We start from the raw sequence: 17,875 nt of genomic DNA on the forward strand, positions 1-17,875 counted from the left end.
GAGCGAGGTTCAGATCAGGTGAGGGGCACATGGACAGGCGTGGTTTCATCAGTTTCATCAGGAACACCGGCCTGGCCGCGACGATGGGTCTCGGGAGTGGAGGCATGCTCGCCGCGGCCGCATCCGCGGCAAGGGCCGAAGATTTCAGCCCGAGCCCGCGAACTCCGGTGTACCAGATGCTGGTTCCGGAGATCTTCGCGCTGCCACCGGATCCGGCCGATCATATGCCCGCGATCGTCATCGGATCGGGGTTCGGCGGCGCGATCACGGCGCTGCGGCTGGCGGAGTCCGGAGTCCAGGTCGCGGTGCTCGAGCGCGGATCGCGCTGGCCGAATGATCCGTGGCGCGACATCTTCACGGCCGACACGATTCCCGATGGCCGCGGTTTCTGGCATCGCACCACCTTTACCGGTCCGAACCGGATCCCGGTGCAGTTCGACGCGTTCGGCGGGGTCCTCGACGTTTCCAGCTACCCGGGCATGGACGTGTGGCGCGGTGCGTGTGTCGGCGGTGGCTCGGTGGTGTTCACCGGGGTGATGATCGAGCCGGAGCAGCGGTTCTTCGATCATGTGTTCCGCGGTGTGGTCGATTACCGCGAGATGCATGAGGTCTACTACCCCAAGGTTCGAAAGATGTTGCGGCTGAGCCCGATACCGAGCGACATCTATGATTCCTGGGCGTTCGCGCACTCGCGGGCCTGGGACGAGCAGGTCCGCGCGGTCGGGTATGCGCCCGAGCGCATCGACAGCAATTGGAATTGGAACGTCATCCGTGACGAGCTGGCCGGACGATCGCTGCCGTCGGCGACCATCGGCTGTTCGAACCTCGGCAATTCCAATGGCGCGAAGTTCGATCTGAACCAGAACTACCTGCGCTATGCCGAGGAAACCGGGTGTGCCCGGATCTATCCCGGCCATCGCGTGGATGCCATCGCCGAGGAACCGGGTGCGTCGGGACGCTATGCCGTCGCCGTCACCAAACTCGCACCTACCGGCGAGGTGCTGCGCACCCGGACGCTGACCTGCGACATGCTGTTCCTCGCCGCGGGCTCCGTCGGCACCTCCGAGCTGCTGGTGCGCGCGCGGGAGACCGGTGCGCTGGCGCACCTGAACGAGCACATCGGCGAAGGCTGGGGCGGCAACGGCGACGTCGCGTTGGCGCGGTCGGCCAGCTCGCCCGTCCTGGGTACCCAGGGCGCCGCGTCCGCGAGCCGGATTCTGGACGAGGCGGGCACACCCGTATCCCTGGAGAACTGGTTCGTCCCCGGTGTGACGCCCCTCGATATCGGCATTATCGGATCGCTGGGCATGGTGCTCGACGACACCCGCGGTCGGTTCGTCTACAACCCGACCGACGGGCGCGTGAACCTGCAGTGGCCGGACAACGGCGCGGCCGACTACCTCGCGCGGGCGCGGGAGGTGAACGACCGGGCGGCCGCCCCCGGCATGCCCATCACCCGAACGCCCTGGGACGCGGACGCCTCGTTCAGCCCACATCCATTGGGCGGTGCGGTGATCGGCCGCGCGACAGACCGTTACGGTCGGGTGTCCGGTCATCGAGGCCTGTACGTGATGGACGGGGCGGCCGTGCCCGGCAGCACCGGAACAGTGAACCCGTCGCTGACGATCAGCGCGCTGGCCGAGCGCAATATCGAAGAGATCATTCGTGCTGGGCGGTAGTCGGAATCCGGACCGACGACACCAGGGGCGAGCGCTGGATGTGGATATCCGCCGATCAGCTGGCGGCGATATCGAACAGATTGCCCTCCGGATCGGCCAGCGTTGTCCACTGCACGCCGTACTCGTCGAAATCGCCGATGTGCTTGGCGCCCAGGCTGATCGCGCGATCGATCTGCGCGCGCCGGTCGTCGGCCTTCAGGTCCAGGTGGATCACATTCTTGCCGGGCGTCTTGTCCGGCACCTGGATGAACATCAGCACCGGCGAAATCCCCTCGGCCATACCGAGGGTGGCGAACTCGGAGCTCGCGTTCGCGTCCAGCGGCCGATCCAATAGCTCGGACCAGAACCCGGCCAGCGTGGCGGCATCGGCGCAGTCGAAGGTGATGTGCCCGATGGTGAGTGTCATGTGGTTCTCCCTCTTTCAGAGCCGACCGATGGGCCAGCAGACTTCGGTGCGGTAGGCGGTGGGATCGTCGATTTCACCGGGGCCGAGGACATAGAGTTCCCGGACGGGTTCGGCCAGCGCGGTGTCGTGTTCGGCGACGTGGCTGCCGAGGGCGCCGTAGGTGCGGTCGAAATCGTCGAAGGGGCCCGAGTGCACGGCGACGGCGAAGCGGCGCGCGGGCAGTTCGATGATCGAGAGTTGCTCCGGCACCGCGATGTCGGCCGCGGCGGGGATCGGGACGAAGGCGGCGACCTCCCCCTCGTCGTCGGCGAAGAATTCCATCGAATAGGTCGCGCCGTCGACACCGGTGGGCGCGATATTCGTCGCGGCCAACGTCTCGTGCAGCAGCGCATACGTGGCCGCGCACCAGTCCCCGAGCGCGTCCCTGGTGACCGATTCGACGCGGGCGAGCGCCGGGAAGGCCGGGATCGATCGGTATTCGACGGTGATCGGCGCGGACGGTGTCAGCAGCGAGCGCAGCGATGCCACCACCGACTGTGTGCGCTGCAACTCCGCTTCCATGCGCGCCAGATGTGCGCGCAGTGCCACGTCCCGGGATTCGGTATCCGAGGCGGCCAGCACCGCCTTGATGTCGGGCAGCGGCATATCCAGCCCGCGCAGCCGCCGGATCAGATGGGCCTGCGCGACCTGATCGATCGAATAGCGCCGATATCCGGATCCGGCGTCGATCGCGACGGGTTCGAGCAGTTCGACCTCGTGGTAGTACCGCAGCGTCTTCACGCTGAGGTAGGTCAGCCGGGCGAACTCCCCGATGGAGACTGTCGCTGTCATGTCTCCAGCGAACACCCTCCAGTGAGGGGAGAGTCAAATAATCGCGCTAGTAGGTCAGCGCGAAGGTCAACAGCAGAGTGGTCTGGAAATAGCCGCGCCACCAGGAGTAGCCGAACCACACATTGGGCGTGATCTCGCGGATCTCGTCGTAGACCGGTGGTGTCGGTGAGGGGTCGTAGTTCAGCGCCCAGGTCGGTCCGCCATCGGAGAGTGCGGGTGCGGTGTAGACGTCGGCCTTCCAGGCTTCCAGGCCCGCGGCGGTGATCCGGTTCACCAGAAAGCCGCCGTCGGGGCCGGTGTAGAAGGTCTTACCGATCCAGAGCGGCGGGGCCACCGCCTGCATGACCGGTGGCCGGGTCACCCAGCCGTTGGTCACACCGCTCGGCACATTGCCGCGCGGGGCGTCGTGGAAGATCGCGTCCTGCTGCGCGGCCGAGCAGCGGAATCGGAGCGAATCGATGGTGGCCGCCGGGTTGTCGGGGTAGAGCACGCAGCCGTCGCCATAGTCCAGCGCCGCGTCGACAACGTCCGAGTCGACGACATCGGAATCGAGGACACCCGAGTCGGCGGCGGCGGGGCTCGCGACCCCGAGGAACACACTGGGGAAGCCCAAGGAAAGCACCAGGGTGGTCTTGAAAAGAACTCGGTTCGCGTTCATTGCTTTTCTCCAGAAATCACCACACCCGACCCAGATCGATGGTATGCCGCTCGTCATGTGCCGGATTGGTTGAAGATCCAATCGTTACCCGGCCGTCGCTCGGCACCGGGCTCCGGCCGGACGGCTCGCGGCCGCGCCCACTACGCTGGACGGCGACACTTTCCGCAGAGAGGACAAGCCGTGCAGCCCGGTGGTCAGTTCGATATGCAGCAGTTACTCGCCCAGGCGCAGCAGATGCAGCAGGCGGTGATGCAGGCCCAGGCCGAGATCGCGGCGACCGAAGTGGAGGGTCAGGCCGGTGGCGGCCTGGTCAAGGTCACGATCAAGGCGACCGGTGAGGTCGTCGCACTGGTCATCGACCCGAAGATCGTCGATCCCGACGATGTCGAGGGCCTGCAGGATCTGGTGATCGGCGCGGTCAACGACGCGATGTCCAATGCGCAGCAGCTGGCCGCCGAGCGGCTCGGTCCGCTGGCCGGTGGCGGATCGCTGCCGGGTCTGCCCGACTTCTGATCCGAGGACGTCTTTGTACGAGGGCCCGGTCCAGGATCTGATCGACGAGTTGGGAAAACTGCCCGGCGTCGGTCCGAAGAGCGCACAGCGCATCGCATTTCATCTGCTCCAGGTGGAGCCGCCCGAAATCGACCGGCTGCAGGCCGCTTTGCAGAAGGTGCGCGACGGCGTGCAGTTCTGCATTGTCTGCGGCACGGTCTCGGATAACGAAATGTGCCGCATCTGTTCGGATCCGCGTCGCGACCGCACCATGATCTGTGTGGTCGAGGAGCCCAAGGATGTGCAGGCCATCGAGCGCACCCGGGAATTCCGCGGCCGCTATCACGTGCTCGGCGGCGCACTCGACCCGCTCAGCGGCATCGGCCCGGACCAGCTGCGCATTCGAGAACTGTTGGCGCGCATCGGCAATCAGGAGGACGGCGTCGATGTCGCCGAGGTGATCATCGCGACCGATCCGAATACCGAGGGCGAGGCGACGGCCACCTACCTGGTGCGGATGCTCCGCGATTTTCCGGGTCTTTCGGTGACGCGATTGGCTTCCGGTCTGCCGATGGGCGGCGATCTCGAATTCGCCGACGAGCTCACCCTCGGCCGCGCGCTATCGGGCCGACGCACGCTGTAATTCGGGGGTTGCGCCCGAAGGAACACGGGTTACTGTGTCGGGGATGAGCATCGAGTTCTTGTTGACCACGCTCGTCATCGTCGCCACCCCCGGAACCGGCGTGCTGTTCACGCTGGCGGCCGGACTGTCCCGCGGGACACGGGCCAGCGTGATCGCGGCCTTCGGTTGCACGCTCGGCATCATTCCGCACATGATCGCGGCCGTGACCGGACTGGCCGCACTGCTCAACGCGAGTGCCGTCGCCTTTCAGACACTGAAGTATCTCGGTGTCGCCTATCTGCTGTACATGGCGTGGAATACCTTCCGGGACAAGGGCGCGCTCGCCGTACCGGAGGAGCAGACCGCAACGCATGGTGCGCCCTCGGCTCGGCAGGTGATCACCTCGGCGGTGCTGCTCAATATCCTCAACCCGAAGCTGACGATCTTCTTCTTCGCCTTCCTGCCCCAGTTCGTGCCGAACGGTGCGCCGAATGCGCTGGCGCGCATGCTCGAACTGAGCGGGCTGTTCATGCTCGCCACCTTCGTGGTGTTCGCGGTGTACGGCGCGTGCGCGGCCGCCGTGCGCAACCACGTGATATCGCGACCCGCGGTGGTCACGTGGATGCGCCGGATCTTCGGGGCCTCTTTCATCGCCCTCGCCGGTCGACTGGCCGTGCAGAACCAGTAACCGTCACAGGGTGATGCGGCTCCAGGGCAGGGTTTGCAGGCGGGTGCGGTCGTCGATGGCCCAATCCCAGATCAGCTCCGCCACGATCTGCGGGTCGGTGACGGTTACGCCGAAGTGCTTGTCCGGGGCGCCATCTCGATATTCGAGGGTGAAGGTCCCGGACTTGTCGCGGTAGGTCTGGATGTAGATCTGCTCGTCGCGCTCGACGACCAGGTAGGGATTCGGTGGGGCCAGCTCGGCGACCCACTGGTCGGCCAGCGCCTTCGTCACATAGGGGAATTCACCGGCGCCACCGTGGGTGACCAGTGCGGGCACATGTCCGGCCGGATCGATCAACCAGGCCAGCTGCGGATCGTAGACGGCGTAGTTCAGCGGCGTCGCGATCTCGAACAGCAGATGTCGGACGAATCCGATCGCGTCGTACGGACACGGGACGGGCAGCACGGCACCGGTCGCCGCGCCGCCGATCGGAACCGTGCTCAGGAAGCCGTCCTGTTCGGGTAGCTCGGCATTGCGTCTGTTCAGCTCGGCCGCCATCGCCGCGACCGCTTCCGCCTCGGGTCTACCCTGCTGGGTGGCCAGATACGCGTCGACCTGCGTGATCGTCGTGGCGACACCGGACGGCAACAAGACGTGGTCGTAACTCACCTGCCCAGACTACGTGGGTGCGATCGCAGCAAGTCCGGCGCAGCCGGGGTGCGGTTCAGGCGGTGCTTGCGATATCCCGGGTCGGTGCGGTGCAGGCGCAGCCTCCGGCAACGTCGGCGCAATCGATGACAAAGGCGTGCCGGGCGTGATCGAAATCGATGCAATCCGCATCGGTGCATTCGGCGATCCGGGCGGGGTGGACGATCAGAGTGCCGTGGCAGTGGTCGATGGCGGATTCGCAGGACGGACAGTTCGGCGCACGCATATGACCTCCAGACGAGATCGGTTCGTGAATCGGTCATAGCACCCACGCGCGCGGGCCGGTGGGAGGTCGGGCGCGTGTCGCGCGACGGCATCGGGACGGCGGCTGTCCGGAAACCGACTGCTCATGCCGCACCACCCCCGGCCAGGGTGTGGTGAACTTGCTGCATGGGCATCAAGGTGTCGCTCGAACACCGGACGACCTACACCTTCGACCGGCTGGTGGAGGTCCATCCCCACGTGGTGCGACTGCGACCGGCGCCGCATTCGCGGACCAGGATCGAGGCCTACTCGATGCGGGTCACCCCGGGCGATCACTTCTGCAATTGGCAGCAGGACGCATTCGGTAATTTCCTTGCCCGGCTGGTCTTTCCGAACCCCGCGCGGGAGCTGTCGATCACCGTTGGGCTGATCGCGGATCTCGAGGTGATCAACCCGTTCGACTTCTTCGTCGAGGACTACGCCGAGCATTTCCCGTTCGCCTACGGCCGGGAACTGGTCGCGGATCTGGAGCCGTATCTGCGGCCGGTGGATGAATCCGAACCCGGTTCCGGCCCCGGTGCACTGGTTCGGGATTGGGTGCGCGCGCATACGCCGACCGATCGGCCGCGCACCATCGACTTCCTGGTCGCGGTCGATCACGCGCTGCGCGATGACGTCGGCTACATGATTCGGATGGAGCCGGGCGTGCAATCGCCGGACCATACGCTGCGTGCCGCGATCGGATCGTGCCGCGACTCGGCCTGGTTGCTGGTGTCGATCCTGCGGGAATTCGGGTTGGCGGCGCGGTTCGTGTCCGGGTATCTGGTGCAGTTGGCCCAGGACGTGCCCTCGCTCGACGGGCCATCGGGTCCGCTCGCCGACTTCACCGATCTGCATGCTTGGACCGAGGTCTATCTGCCCGGTGCCGGTTGGGTCGGGATGGACCCGACCTCGGGCCTGTTCGCGGGGGAGGGCCACATACCGTTGGCCGCGACACCGCATCCGAGCTCGTCGGCCCCGATCACCGGGGCGACCGGGCGCACCCGGGCGACCATGGATTTCGCCAATACGGTGCGCCGGGTGCACGAGGATCCGCGAACCACATTGCCCTACACCGCGTCCCAGTGGGAGCGGATCACCACGGCTGGCGCGGCGGTGGACGAGCGCATGGCCGCGATGGATATCGGATTGACCATCGGCGGTGAGCCGACCTTCGTCTCGATCGACGATCAGACCGGTCCGGAATGGACCACCGAAGCCGACGGTGCGCACAAACGGGAGCGAGCCGTCGATCTCGCCGATCGCTTGCGCCGCTTCTACGCGCCGACCGGGATCGTCCAATATCGGCAGGGCAAGTGGTATCCGGGAGAACCGTTGCCGCGCTGGGAGCTCGCGGTGGCCTGGCGTGCCGATGGCGAGCCGGTCTGGACGCGTCAGGATCTGCTCACCGATCCGTGGACGCCACCCAAGTTGGTCGCCGTGGTGCCAGAGGGGCAGAGTGTCAGCGGCGAGCCGATGGCCGAGCATTCGGGGAGTGCGGCCCGGCCGCGATCGGATGTCGGCGATTCGGCCGCTGATGTCGACAATTCGACTGGGGCACAGTGTCTTTCGAATTCGCCCACAACGTCGGTCGGAAAGGGTAGCGGCGGCAACGGCGCGGTGAGCGCAGCAGGCGCGGTCGCGGCGATCCGGCGTACGCAGTGGCCGATGCGCGCCGATGCGGCGCGCGCGTTGATCGCCCATGTCGCCGCGGGTCTCGGCCTCCCGGATACCCAGGTGCGCCCCGCCTTCGAGGATCCGCTGGCCCGGCTGGCGGGCAGTGTCCGTGCGCCGCAAGGGGATCCGGTGGATCCCAGCGATGATCTGGAACCGGGTCAGGATTCGGCGCAGGCCCGCAAGGAGCTATTGGCCCGGCTCGACGATCCGGTGACCGCGCCCGTCGCGTATGTGCTCCCGCTGTATCGGCATGCGGACGGATCCGGATGGGTCAGTGCCGACTGGCGGATGCGCCGCGGCAAGTCGCCCGATCAGCCGGAGGGCCGAATCGTATTGTCGGAGGGCGATTCTCCGGCCGGACTGCGGCTGCCACTGGATGCCGTCTCCTGGCAGCCGCCGCGGCCACGGCCCGACAGCGACCCGCTGTTCGTGGGGCCGCTGCGGACGCAACGGACAGAACCGCCCGCGGTGGTGGAGGACGCGGACTGGGAGCCGACCACCGCACTCGTCGGCGATGTGCGCAATGGCAGGTTGCACGTTTTCCTGCCGCCGCTGGAGCAACTCGACGACTTCCTCGATCTGATCGGGCGGGTCGAGGCCGCCACCGCGGCGCTGGGACAGCCGGTGGTGCTCGAGGGCTACGCCCCGCCCGTCGATGCCAGGCTGCGCACCCTTTCGGTGACGCCGGACCCCGGCGTTATCGAGGTGAATGTGCAGCCCAGCGCGTCCTTCGCCGAACAGTCCGACCTGCTCTCGACGCTGTACGAACAGGCAAGGCTGGCCCGGCTCAGCACCGAATCCTTCGATGTGGACGGCACGCACAGCGGGACCGGCGGCGGCAATCACATCACCCTCGGCGGGGTGACTCCCGCGCGGTCGCCGCTGCTGCGCCGTCCGGATCTGCTGGTGTCGATGCTCACCTACTGGCAGCGGCATCCGTCGCTGTCCTACCTGTTCGCCGGTCGGTTCGTCGGGCCGACCTCACAGGCCCCTCGGGTGGACGAGGGCCGCGAGGACGCACTGTACGAACTCGAGATCGCCTTCGCCGAAATCGCACGGCTGAGCAAGAATTCGGGCAGTCGATCCGCGCCATGGCATATCGATCGCGCGCTGCGGCATCTGCTCACCGATCTCACCGGCAACACCCACCGCGCCGAATTCTGCGTCGACAAGCTCTACAGCCCGGAAACCGCACGGGGCAGACTGGGATTGGTCGAGCTGCGCGGTTTCGAGATGCCGCCGCATTTCCAGATGGCCACGGTGCAGTCGCTGCTGGTGCGCGGCCTGGTCGCGCGTTTCTGGTCCGAACCGTTGCGGGCCAAGCTGATTCGACACGGCGCGAATCTGCACGGACGCTATCTGCTGCCGCATTTCCTGATGACCGATATCGCCGATGTCGCCGCCGACCTGCGCGCGCACGGCATCGCGTTCGACACCTCCTGGCTCGACCCGTTCACCGAATTCCGCTTCCCGCGCATCGGCACCGTGGTGCTCGGCGATGTCGAACTCGAACTGCGCGGCGCGATCGAGCCGTGGAACACCCTCGGCGAGCAGACCGCGGCGACCGGCACCGCCCGCTATGTCGACTCCTCGGTGGAGCGGCTGCAAGTGCGGGTGGTCGGCGCGGACCGGGACCGCTTCGTGGTGACCTGCAATGGGATGCCGGTGCCGCTGCTGGCCACCGATAAGGCCGATGTCCAGGTGGCCGGGGTGCGCTATCGCGCGTGGCAGCCGCCCAACTCGCTGCACCCGTCGATCACCGTCGACGCGCCACTCGTGTTCGATCTCATCGATGCCGAGACCGGTCTGTCCCGCGGCGGCTGCACGTATCACGTCTCACATCCGGGCGGCATGGCATTCGATGAGCCGCCGGTCAACGCGGTGGTCGCGCAATCGCGCCGCAACCGCAGGTTCGAGGCGGCCGGGCACACCACGGGCCGGGTCGACCTGGGGAAACTACGTGCGAAGATGACAGCACAGTCCACCGATATCGGAGCGCCGGGCATTCTCGATCTGCGCCGGGCGCGCACGGTGTGGGGACTGGTCAGCGATCGGTAAGGCGAGGTCGGACAGGTGTCCGAGGCGCACGGGACAACGTCTGGCAGGGGAAGCGAGGTCGGCGCGGTGACTATGCGCGACGAGGCGCGAGACTCGGGCGCCCGGGAATCCGGCGCGCGGGGGGAGTCGACGCCGCCGAATGCCGGACGGCTCAGCGTGCGCCAGCAGATTGCCGAACAGTTCGCCATATACCGCGCCGAGGGCGTCGATAGCGGGGCCTTTGACGAATGCGGTCGGCCGACGGGCGGCTACTACGACGAATTGGTCGATGCCGACGGCAGTGTGCGCAATATGTGGTCGGAGCTCTCGGCCGACTTCGTCGAGTTGGGCACGACCGGACTCGGGCGGCTGGACAGCCGGGTGCGCAGGCTGATCGATGACGACGGCATCTATTACACCGAGGTGGGCGCGGCGGGCGAAGCGGCCCTGCCGACGGCCTGGCGCCTCGATCCCATTCCGCTGCTGATCTCCGCGGACGACTGGACCCGGCTCGAGGCCGGACTGGTGCAGCGCTCGCGGGTGCTCGACGAGGTGCTCACCGATATCTACGGTGCGCGCCGCACCATCACCACCGGCCTGCTGCCGCCGGAATTGGTATTCGGCAACCGCGGATACGTGCGGGCCGCGCACGGCATCACGATTCCCGGACGACATCAGCTGTTCCTGCACGCCTGCGATCTGAGCCGGTGGAGTGACGGACAGTTCCGGGTGATCGCGGACTGGGCGCAGGCCCCATCGGGCGCCGGCTACGCGCTGGCCGACCGCCGGGTGGTGTCGACGGCGATTCCGGAGGCCTTCGAGCGCTCCAATCCGCGCCCGTTGACACCGTTCGCCAGGGCCATGCGGTTGATGCTGATCGAATCCGCGCCGATGGCCGATGACGAGGATCCGGTCGTGGTGGTGCTGAGTCCGGGTGTGCGCTCCGAAACCGCCTTCGATCAGGCCCATCTGGCCTCGACACTGGGCTTTCCGCTGGTGGAGAGCGCGGATCTGGTGGTGCGCGACGGTGCGCTGTGGATGCGCTCGCTCGGCACCTTGAAGCGGGTCGATGTGGTGCTGCGTCGGGTGGACGCCGAATTCTCCGATCCGCTGGATCTGCGGCCGGATTCGCGGCTCGGAGTGGTCGGCCTGGTGGAGGTGTTGCGGCGCGGCGCGGTGACCGTGGTCAATACCCTCGGCAGCGGACTACTGGAGAATCCGGCGCTGGCGGGATTCCTGCCCCGGATATCGCGAGCCCTGCTCGGCGAGGAGTTGGCGCTGGAGAGCGCGCCGACCTACTGGGGCGGCCACGACAGCGAACGCTCGCATCTGCTCGCCAATCTGGAACGGCTGATCATCCGTTCGGCGGTCGACGGGGCGACGCTGTTCGGGCCGGAGCTGTCCAATGACCAGCGCGCCGAACTCGCCGCCCGGATCGAGGACAGCGGCTGGCAGTGGGTCGGGCAGGAGCCGGCGCAGTTCTCGGTCGCGCCCGCCGTCCAGGGCTATGGTGGGTTGGCCTCGGCTCCGGTCGGTATGCGGCTGTTCTCGCTGGCGCGGCGCGGCGGCTATACCGCGATGGAGGGCGGTCTGGGTCAGCTGCGGCAGCGGTTGCTGCCCGAGCGGGTGGTCATCAAGGTTGGCGCCAAGGACATTTGGGTACGCGCGGCCCCCACCGCCGTCACCGCCATCAGCACCGAACCCGCGCACGAGGAACGCGAACGCCGCGCTCCCGCACTCGAACCGGTCAGCTCACCCCGCGTACTCAATGACCTGTTCTGGATGGGCCGCTACAGTGAACGCGCCGAAGCCGTTGTGCGTCTACTGATCGCGACCCACATCCGCTATCAGGACTACCGCTACCGGCCATGGCTGGAAGGCGCCGACGCGCTGCCCGCACTCATGGTCGCTCTGGCCCGTACCACCGGCACCCTGGCTCCGCTGAGTGTGCTGCCCGGTGGTGTGCACGGGCCGGGTGTGGTGGCGAAGATCGAGCCGAGTTCCGCTGTAGGAGTGCCCGGTTCGGGTTCGGCACAGTCACAAGTGCAGTCACAGGCGGCGGGGCCCGGCCCGAGCAGCGCGGGGGCGGGCGCGCCCGGTGCGGAATCTACTTCGGCGTCCGGGGATGAACCGGAATCCGCCGCGAAGCCCGAGTCTGGTGCGAAGTCGGAGTCTGGTGCGAAGTCGGAGTCTGGTGCGAGGCCCGAGTCTGGTGCGAAGTCGGAGTCTGGTGCGAGGCCCGAGTCTGGTGCGAAGTCGGAGTCTGGTGCGAGGCCCGAGTCTGGTGCGAAGTCGGAGTCTGGTGCGAGGCCCGAGTCTGGTGCGAAGTCGGAGTCTGGTGCGAGGCCCGAGTCCGGTGCGAAGCCCGAGTTCGGCGCTGATGAATCGGAGCCAGCTGCGCCGAATGATGTTGCCGCCGAATCGGATACGGTTTCGGAGCAGGCGGCTACCGCTGAGCAGGTGGTGCCGGAGGCGGGCCGAGAGGGGCACGACTATCTGGTGGAGTTGACGGTCGATCGGTATATGCCCGGGTCGATGGCCTTCGCGATCGATCGGTACGGGTCGGCGGCGCGCGCCGTGCGTGATCAGTTGTCGGCCGATACCTGGATGATCCTGGGTGCGATGGAACGCGCGCTGGCCGAATATCGGTACACCGGCGACGATCAGGAGTCAGCACTGTCGGCGGTGCATTCGCTATCACTGGCGGCGCTGCTGTCACTGTCCGGAATCGGTGCCGAATCGCTGGTGCGCGATACCGGTTGGTATGTCATGGATATCGGCAAGCGCATCGAACGGGGGCTGTCGCTGACCGCATTGCTCGCGGCCGCGCTGACGAAGGACTATCCGGCGGCGGCCGAGCGCGTAGTCATCGAAACGGTGCTGGAGGCCACCGAATCATCGGTGAGTTACCGTCGGCGGTATCGGGATTCGGTGCGGGTATCGGCCATGGCCGGACTACTGCTGTTCGATGCGAGCAACCCGCGTTCGCTGGCCTATCAACTCGATCAGCTCGAGGCCGACTTCCAGGCACTGCCCGGTGCATCGGGATCCGCGCGCCCGCAACGATTACTGGCCGACGCACAGCGCATGCTGAGACGCGTCGACCCGGCCGATCTGGATATGACCGATGCCGAGGGCACGCGTACCGAACTGGCCGAGCTGCTGGAGGGTGTGCACTTGCGGTTGCGCAAGATCTCCGAAACGTTCGAGACGACGAAACTCGCACTGCCGGTTGGTATCCAGCCGCTGTGGGGTAGTACGAGGGTCGTTGGATGATGGCGCCCAATGACGCGGCCCGGCGCTATCGAGTCGAGCATCGCACTACTTACAAATATTCCGATGAGGTCAGCAGCTCCTACGGTCGCGCGTATCTGACGCCGCGGGAGTTTCCGGGGCAGCGCCTGCTCGCGCATGAGATCCATATCGATCCGATGCCATCGGACCGGTCGATCGGCACCGACGTGTACGGCAACACCACCTCGTATTTCCATGTCACGGCCGAACATACGAAGCTGGTGGTCATCGGTGCCTCGACGGTCGAGGTGCAGGCGCCGGACCGGACCGCCATCAGCGCGACCGACCAACCGTGGGAGCAGGCACGCCCGAGCACCGCGAACGGCCCATTGGCGGTCGAATTCACCCTCGACCTGCATCCGCCGGAAATCACCGCCGAGGTCACCGCGTACGCCGCCGAATCCCTGACCCCCGGTCGGCCGTTGCTGGCGGCGGTGACCGAGCTGAATACCCGCATCTACCAGGACTTCACCTACAAGTCCGGCTCGACGACGGTAGCGACCAAGGTCGCCGATGTCTTCGCGGCCCGCGCGGGCGTGTGCCAGGACTTCGCCAGGATCGGTGTCGCCTGCCTGCGCTCACACGGCCTCGCCGCGCGCTATGTATCCGGCTATCTGGCAACCGATCCGCCGCCCGGCAAGGAGCGCATGATCGGCGCGGATGCGACGCACGCCTGGTCGGCGGTGTGGATGCCCAGTGATACCGCGCACGACCGGACCGGTCACTGGATCGGCTTCGACCCGACCAATGACCAGTTGGCCGATGAGCGGTACGTAACCGTCGCCTGGGGTCGCGATTACGCCGATGTGCCGCCGCTGCGTGGCATCATCTACACCGACGCCAAGCAGAGCTCCATCACCGTATCCGTCGACGTGGCACCGGTGGAGGTGTAGCGAGATGCGCGATTTCACCTGCCCGAACTGTGGACAGCAGTTGGCCTTCGAGAACTCCGTATGCCTGTCCTGTTTCAGCCCACTGGGCTTCAGCCTCGCCGACCGCGCGCTGGTGGTGATCGGCGATCCGCCCGGTGACGCGGCGGTGGACCGGTCGGCCGGTGTCGTCGATCGCGAGCACTTCCGGCTCTGCGACAACCTGCATGTGGCGGAGTGCAATTGGCTGGTGCCATTACCGGGACAGTCGGGCATCGAGGCCGGTGCGGTCGTCCCGCTGCCCGGGGCGATCGAATCCGGTGCGGCAGACGATGCCTGGCCGAGCACGGCCACATCGGCGTCGAATGACACCGGGGGACCGCGTCTTTGCGAGTCCTGCCGCCTGACCCGGACCCGGCCCAATGATCTCGACACCGCGGGCATGCAGGCCTTCGCCCAAGCCGAGGGGGCCAAGCGGCGATTGATCATGGAACTGGTCGAACTGGGTCTGCCGATCGTCGGTCGCGATAAGAATCCGCAGACCGGTCTGGCCTTCGATCTGCTCTCCAGCGCCACCGACCAGGTCATCACCGGCCATAAGAACGGCGTGATCACGGTGGATCTGGCCGAGGCCAACGACCCCCATCGCGAACAGTTGCGCATCGAAATGGACGAGCCCTACCGCACCCTGCTCGGCCACTTCCGGCACGAGATCGGCCATTACTACTTCGATGTGCTGATCGCCGATGACGATGCCAGGCAACGCTTCCGGACCCTGTTCGGTGATCCGAACGCGGACTACCGAGCAGCACTGGACCGCCACTACTCCGAGGGCGCGCCAGGGGGCTGGGAGGTCAACTACGTCTCGTCCTACGCCAGTATGCACGCCGCCGAGGACTGGGCCGAAACCTTCGCCCACTACCTGCACATCCGCGACACCCTCGACACCGCGGCCGCTTTCGGCTTCGCTCCGGCGGGTGCGACTCTGGACCGCCCCCAGGTGGGTCGCGCCGGTTTCGACCACATCATCGACCTCTGGCTTCCCCTGGCCTGGTCACTCAATATGGTCAACCGCTCCATGGGCCACGACGATCTCTACCCCTTCGTCCTGCCCGACCCAGTGCTGGAGAAGATGCGGCTGGTGCACGACCTCTGCGCCACTGCCGACTCCCGCTGACCGCGCGCACCGTTGGTACGCGCGGTACTACGCCGCGCTGCGCTACCTAGCCGACCCCGTTGGTCATCATGTGTTCCGCAATGCCTTCCGGTGCCCACTGGTTTTGCGCCAGCGCCTCGTATACGCACACGAGCAGCAGAATCCGGGCCCGCTGTCCGGCCGTCAATTCGGTATCCAAATAGGATTCCTGAGCTCGCAGGCTGGTGCCGGACGCCCGGCGCGGGCTCGGCTCCGATAGCAGCCAGAACAGCTCCGGCCCGATCAAGATGGAGCGTCCGCCGGTTTCGGTGAACCACCGGGACGAATATTCGATCATCAATTCGGTGAATGCTTCGCCGTTGTTGACCGATTCGGCGAACTGGTTCAAAGCGCCCGATCGATCGATACCGCTCTGGATCACCGACGCGAGTCGGCCCGCGATCTCCCGGAACTGATCTATGCCCTGGTCTTGCCAAACGTTGAAAGCCATCGTTTCTCCATCGACGTGTCCGATTGTGGCTGAAGCAGTTCGAGCAGGGTGAGCACCTCAGGCGCGGCAGACCGCCCAAACGAGCGGTCCGCTCGCACCCGTTCTAGAAGGGGCCGATCTTTGTCTGGCCGTTCGGCCCGGCGGTCGCGAACGTCGCAATGATTCGCGGCGCCCCCGTGTAGTCGGTCCCGGACAGTGCACTGGTCAGCATCATCTTGGGAGCGACGGGCAGCGGATCGGTATTCTCCAGGATTACGGGAATCCGCGTCGGTACGACGCGCTCGGGCGGCGGTGTGGAGTCCGAATCGTCCTGGGTGTCCCAATCTTCTTCCGCCGCTGGGTCCCAATCCTCTTCTTTCGCCGCTGGGTCCCAATCCTCTTTCGCTACTGGGCCCCAATCCTCTTTCGCTACTGGGTCCCGGTCCTCTTTCGCCGCTGGGTCCCGGTCCTCTTTCGCTGCTGGGTTCCGATCCTCCTTCGCTGCTGGGCCCCAATCCTCTTTCGCCGCTTCGGCTTCATCCGGCAGCGGTGCTTGGGTGTGATTCTGTTGCGGTGCTCGGGTGTGATCCTGTTGCGGTGCTCGGCCGTACTCCTCGTGCGGTACCGGATCGCGATCCTCTTGCGACACTGGGGCGGGATCCGCGACGCGGTTGCGCTCGCGTCCTCGCCCGAACAGCATCAGGGTGAGGTGCACCGCGAACAGCATCGTCAGCGGCATACCCGCGTACAGCGACAAAGACACGGGGCTACCCCCGATTTCGCGTGCGTATTCGATATTTCCGGCGACCGAAACCAGTGTCCAGACAACGAACAGTCCCGTCGCGTACCACCATGCCGAACTTCCCCGCCGGAAGGTGGCGGTGGCGATTATCGAACCGATGACCAGGCCGTCGATGGCGATCGGCACATTCGCGGCGAGCGCCGGAGCCACCAGGTTTCGCACCGACAGGTCGTGCAATGCGGCAAACGACATTTCGAATGACGTCAGTGCGACGATGCCGGTGACGATCGCCGAGGCATGTAGCGGACGCGGCCGCCATGTCCGTAGTCGGGTCACAAGGGCCGGCTGGTAGTCCTCCCGTGCCGAATGCTGCACGAGCCGATCCGATCTCGCTGATGTGATCGTCGCCATAGCGGGAGCGTATCGTGCGTCACTCGGTAATCCGCTGAAGCCCTAGGCAAAAAGTGCGTGGTGTTGCACCCATAGCACACCGCGCGACCACCCTGCCACGCAGGCTATCCCGCTGCGCGCGCGGGCGACCCCCCCACGATCGGCCACGCATCGGCGATCAGGCGCGCAGGCGTTCGCGGCGCAGTTGGTCGACCTCCGGCAGGTGCAGGGGTGGGAGTTCGTCGACGCCGAGGACACGGCACAGGAGCAGATCGGCGAGTTCGGGGTTGCGGGCCAGGGCTGGACCGTGCATGTAGGTGCCGATGGTGGAGCCCTGGACCACACCCTCGAGGCCGTCGCCGACACCGTTGCCCACGCCGCGGGTGACGTGCGCGAGCCCGGTCGCGTCACCGCCGAGTTTGGTTCCGCCGCGATGGTTTTCGAATCCGGTGAGGGCGGCGGTGAGGCCGGGGAGCAGCGGGGTGGTGGTCACCTCGCCGATCGCGCGCTTCGCCTGTGGGGAGGTGGTGACGTCGATGAGGCCGACGCCGTCGACGCGCTCGCCGGAGGAGGTCTCGTACCAATGGCCGAGCACCTGGATGGCGGCGCAGATGGCAAGTACCGGAGCGCCTTTCGCGGCGGCCCGCTGCAGGCCGGGATGGCGCTGCAGATGGCGGGTGGCCAGCCGCTGCGCCGAATCCTCGGCTCCGCCAAGGGTATAGATGTCCAGTGATTCGGGAACCGGGTCGGCGAGGGTGATTTCGACGATCTCCGCGGCGTGGCCGCGCATGCGCAGCCGCTGCCGTAGGACCAGCGCATTGCCGCCATCGCCGTAGGTGCCCATCACATCGGGCAACACCAAGCCGATACGTACGGTCGATTCGGGCCCGCCCGTCACCCGGCCACCACCCCCCATCGAATCGCTGCGCGATGCG

16 protein-coding genes are annotated in these 17,875 nt (G+C 66.7%); 8 read left to right on the forward strand and 8 right to left on the reverse strand.

What is annotated here, in order from left to right; genetic code table 11:
- The first annotated feature begins 29 nt into the window (after window positions 1-29).
- Window positions 30-1,679, forward strand: coding sequence for a GMC oxidoreductase (locus ACQP2D_RS01735; protein WP_433681984.1), 1,650 nt, complete (start codon window positions 30-32; stop codon window positions 1,677-1,679).
- 55 nt (window positions 1,680-1,734) lie between these two features.
- On the opposite strand, the gene ACQP2D_RS01740 is transcribed toward ACQP2D_RS01735, so the two are convergent.
- The 3 genes from ACQP2D_RS01740 to ACQP2D_RS01750 are packed head-to-tail and all read right to left on the reverse strand — an operon-like array spanning window position 1,735 to window position 3,574.
- Window positions 1,735-2,085 (reverse strand): VOC family protein, encoded by a 351-nt coding sequence (locus ACQP2D_RS01740; RefSeq protein ID WP_433681985.1) that lies wholly within the window; start codon window positions 2,083-2,085, stop codon window positions 1,735-1,737.
- Between the two features lie 15 nt (window positions 2,086-2,100).
- Window positions 2,101-2,916, reverse strand: coding sequence for a MerR family transcriptional regulator (locus ACQP2D_RS01745; protein ID WP_433681986.1), 816 nt, complete (start codon window positions 2,914-2,916; stop codon window positions 2,101-2,103).
- 46 nt (window positions 2,917-2,962) lie between these two features.
- On the reverse strand, window positions 2,963-3,574 hold the full coding sequence (locus ACQP2D_RS01750; RefSeq protein ID WP_433681987.1) for a hypothetical protein: 612 nt from the start codon (window positions 3,572-3,574) through the stop codon (window positions 2,963-2,965).
- Window positions 3,575-3,754: 180 nt separating this feature from the next.
- On the opposite strand from ACQP2D_RS01750, the gene ACQP2D_RS01755 reads away from it, so the two are divergent.
- The 3 genes from ACQP2D_RS01755 to ACQP2D_RS01765 are packed head-to-tail and all read left to right on the forward strand — an operon-like array spanning window position 3,755 to window position 5,376.
- Window positions 3,755-4,087, forward strand: coding sequence for a YbaB/EbfC family nucleoid-associated protein (locus ACQP2D_RS01755; RefSeq protein ID WP_433681988.1), 333 nt, complete (start codon window positions 3,755-3,757; stop codon window positions 4,085-4,087).
- Window positions 4,088-4,100: 13 nt separating this feature from the next.
- On the forward strand, window positions 4,101-4,709 hold the full coding sequence (recR, locus tag ACQP2D_RS01760; protein ID WP_354954554.1) for a recombination mediator RecR: 609 nt from the start codon (window positions 4,101-4,103) through the stop codon (window positions 4,707-4,709).
- A 43-nt stretch (window positions 4,710-4,752) separates the two neighbouring features.
- The gene (locus ACQP2D_RS01765) at window positions 4,753-5,376 is read left to right on the forward strand and encodes a LysE family translocator (protein WP_433681989.1); all 624 of its coding nucleotides are present in this window, start codon (window positions 4,753-4,755) and stop codon (window positions 5,374-5,376) included.
- A 3-nt stretch (window positions 5,377-5,379) separates the two neighbouring features.
- Here the strand turns inward: ACQP2D_RS01765 and ACQP2D_RS01770 are convergent, their stop codons facing one another.
- Both ACQP2D_RS01770 and ACQP2D_RS01775 read right to left on the reverse strand, forming a co-directional pair.
- The gene (locus ACQP2D_RS01770) at window positions 5,380-6,024 is read right to left on the reverse strand and encodes a hypothetical protein (protein WP_433681990.1); all 645 of its coding nucleotides are present in this window, start codon (window positions 6,022-6,024) and stop codon (window positions 5,380-5,382) included.
- A gap of 55 nt (window positions 6,025-6,079) precedes the next feature.
- On the reverse strand, window positions 6,080-6,289 hold the full coding sequence (locus ACQP2D_RS01775) for a hypothetical protein (RefSeq protein WP_433681991.1): 210 nt from the start codon (window positions 6,287-6,289) through the stop codon (window positions 6,080-6,082).
- 164 nt (window positions 6,290-6,453) lie between these two features.
- On the opposite strand from ACQP2D_RS01775, the gene ACQP2D_RS01780 reads away from it, so the two are divergent.
- From ACQP2D_RS01780 to ACQP2D_RS01795, 4 genes are all read left to right on the forward strand, one after another.
- Window positions 6,454-10,041 carry a DUF2126 domain-containing protein gene (locus ACQP2D_RS01780; RefSeq protein WP_433681992.1) on the forward strand — a complete coding sequence of 1,196 codons (3,588 nt, stop codon included), beginning with the start codon at window positions 6,454-6,456 and terminating at the stop codon, window positions 10,039-10,041.
- Window positions 10,042-10,107: 66 nt separating this feature from the next.
- Window positions 10,108-13,296: a circularly permuted type 2 ATP-grasp protein gene (locus ACQP2D_RS01785; protein ID WP_433681993.1), complete on the forward strand. Its 3,189-nt coding sequence runs from the start codon at window positions 10,108-10,110 to the stop codon at window positions 13,294-13,296.
- On the forward strand, window positions 13,293-14,207 hold the full coding sequence (locus ACQP2D_RS01790) for a transglutaminase family protein (RefSeq protein ID WP_433681994.1): 915 nt from the start codon (window positions 13,293-13,295) through the stop codon (window positions 14,205-14,207). Before ACQP2D_RS01785 ends, ACQP2D_RS01790 begins: the two co-directional genes overlap by 4 nt.
- Window positions 14,208-14,211: 4 nt before the next feature.
- Window positions 14,212-15,360, forward strand: a complete 1,149-nt coding sequence (locus tag ACQP2D_RS01795) for a zinc-binding metallopeptidase family protein (protein ID WP_433681995.1) — start codon at window positions 14,212-14,214, stop codon at window positions 15,358-15,360.
- A 46-nt stretch (window positions 15,361-15,406) separates the two neighbouring features.
- Here ACQP2D_RS01795 and ACQP2D_RS01800 read toward each other — a convergent pair whose 3' ends face one another.
- The 3 genes from ACQP2D_RS01800 to ACQP2D_RS01810 all read right to left on the reverse strand — a co-directional run bounded on the left by ACQP2D_RS01800 (window position 15,407) and on the right by ACQP2D_RS01810 (window position 17,856).
- Window positions 15,407-15,829 carry a hypothetical protein gene (locus ACQP2D_RS01800; protein WP_433681996.1) on the reverse strand — a complete coding sequence of 141 codons (423 nt, stop codon included), beginning with the start codon at window positions 15,827-15,829 and terminating at the stop codon, window positions 15,407-15,409.
- 103 nt (window positions 15,830-15,932) lie between these two features.
- Window positions 15,933-16,961, reverse strand: coding sequence for a DUF2637 domain-containing protein (locus tag ACQP2D_RS01805; protein ID WP_433681997.1), 1,029 nt, complete (start codon window positions 16,959-16,961; stop codon window positions 15,933-15,935).
- Window positions 16,962-17,118: 157 nt separating this feature from the next.
- Window positions 17,119-17,856, reverse strand: a complete 738-nt coding sequence (locus ACQP2D_RS01810; RefSeq protein ID WP_433685481.1) for a type 1 glutamine amidotransferase — start codon at window positions 17,854-17,856, stop codon at window positions 17,119-17,121.
- Between the last annotated feature and the right edge of the window lie 19 nt (window positions 17,857-17,875).

The sequence above is a fragment of the Nocardia sp. CA-119907 genome, assembly GCF_050955995.1.
Taxonomy (GTDB): domain Bacteria; phylum Actinomycetota; class Actinomycetes; order Mycobacteriales; family Mycobacteriaceae; genus Nocardia.

What these genes read in the sequence shown, in the direction of transcription:
- ACQP2D_RS01735 (WP_433681984.1), top strand. Translation starts at nt 30, where the DNA reads ATGGACAGGCGTGGTTTCATCAGTTTCATCAGGAACACCGGCCTGGCC.
- ACQP2D_RS01740 (WP_433681985.1), bottom strand. Translation starts at nt 2,085, where the DNA reads ATGACACTCACCATCGGGCACATCACCTTCGACTGCGCCGATGCCGCC.
- ACQP2D_RS01745 (WP_433681986.1), bottom strand. Translation starts at nt 2,916, where the DNA reads ATGACAGCGACAGTCTCCATCGGGGAGTTCGCCCGGCTGACCTACCTC.
- ACQP2D_RS01750 (WP_433681987.1), bottom strand. Translation starts at nt 3,574, where the DNA reads ATGAACGCGAACCGAGTTCTTTTCAAGACCACCCTGGTGCTTTCCTTG.
- ACQP2D_RS01765 (WP_433681989.1), top strand. Translation starts at nt 4,753, where the DNA reads ATGAGCATCGAGTTCTTGTTGACCACGCTCGTCATCGTCGCCACCCCC.
- ACQP2D_RS01775 (WP_433681991.1), bottom strand. Translation starts at nt 6,289, where the DNA reads ATGCGTGCGCCGAACTGTCCGTCCTGCGAATCCGCCATCGACCACTGC.
- ACQP2D_RS01780 (WP_433681992.1), top strand. Translation starts at nt 6,454, where the DNA reads ATGGGCATCAAGGTGTCGCTCGAACACCGGACGACCTACACCTTCGAC.
- ACQP2D_RS01790 (WP_433681994.1), top strand. Translation starts at nt 13,293, where the DNA reads ATGATGGCGCCCAATGACGCGGCCCGGCGCTATCGAGTCGAGCATCGC.
- ACQP2D_RS01795 (WP_433681995.1), top strand. Translation starts at nt 14,212, where the DNA reads ATGCGCGATTTCACCTGCCCGAACTGTGGACAGCAGTTGGCCTTCGAG.
- ACQP2D_RS01800 (WP_433681996.1), bottom strand. Translation starts at nt 15,829, where the DNA reads ATGGCTTTCAACGTTTGGCAAGACCAGGGCATAGATCAGTTCCGGGAG.
- ACQP2D_RS01805 (WP_433681997.1), bottom strand. Translation starts at nt 16,961, where the DNA reads ATGGCGACGATCACATCAGCGAGATCGGATCGGCTCGTGCAGCATTCG.
- ACQP2D_RS01810 (WP_433685481.1), bottom strand. Translation starts at nt 17,856, where the DNA reads ATGGGGGGTGGTGGCCGGGTGACGGGCGGGCCCGAATCGACCGTACGT.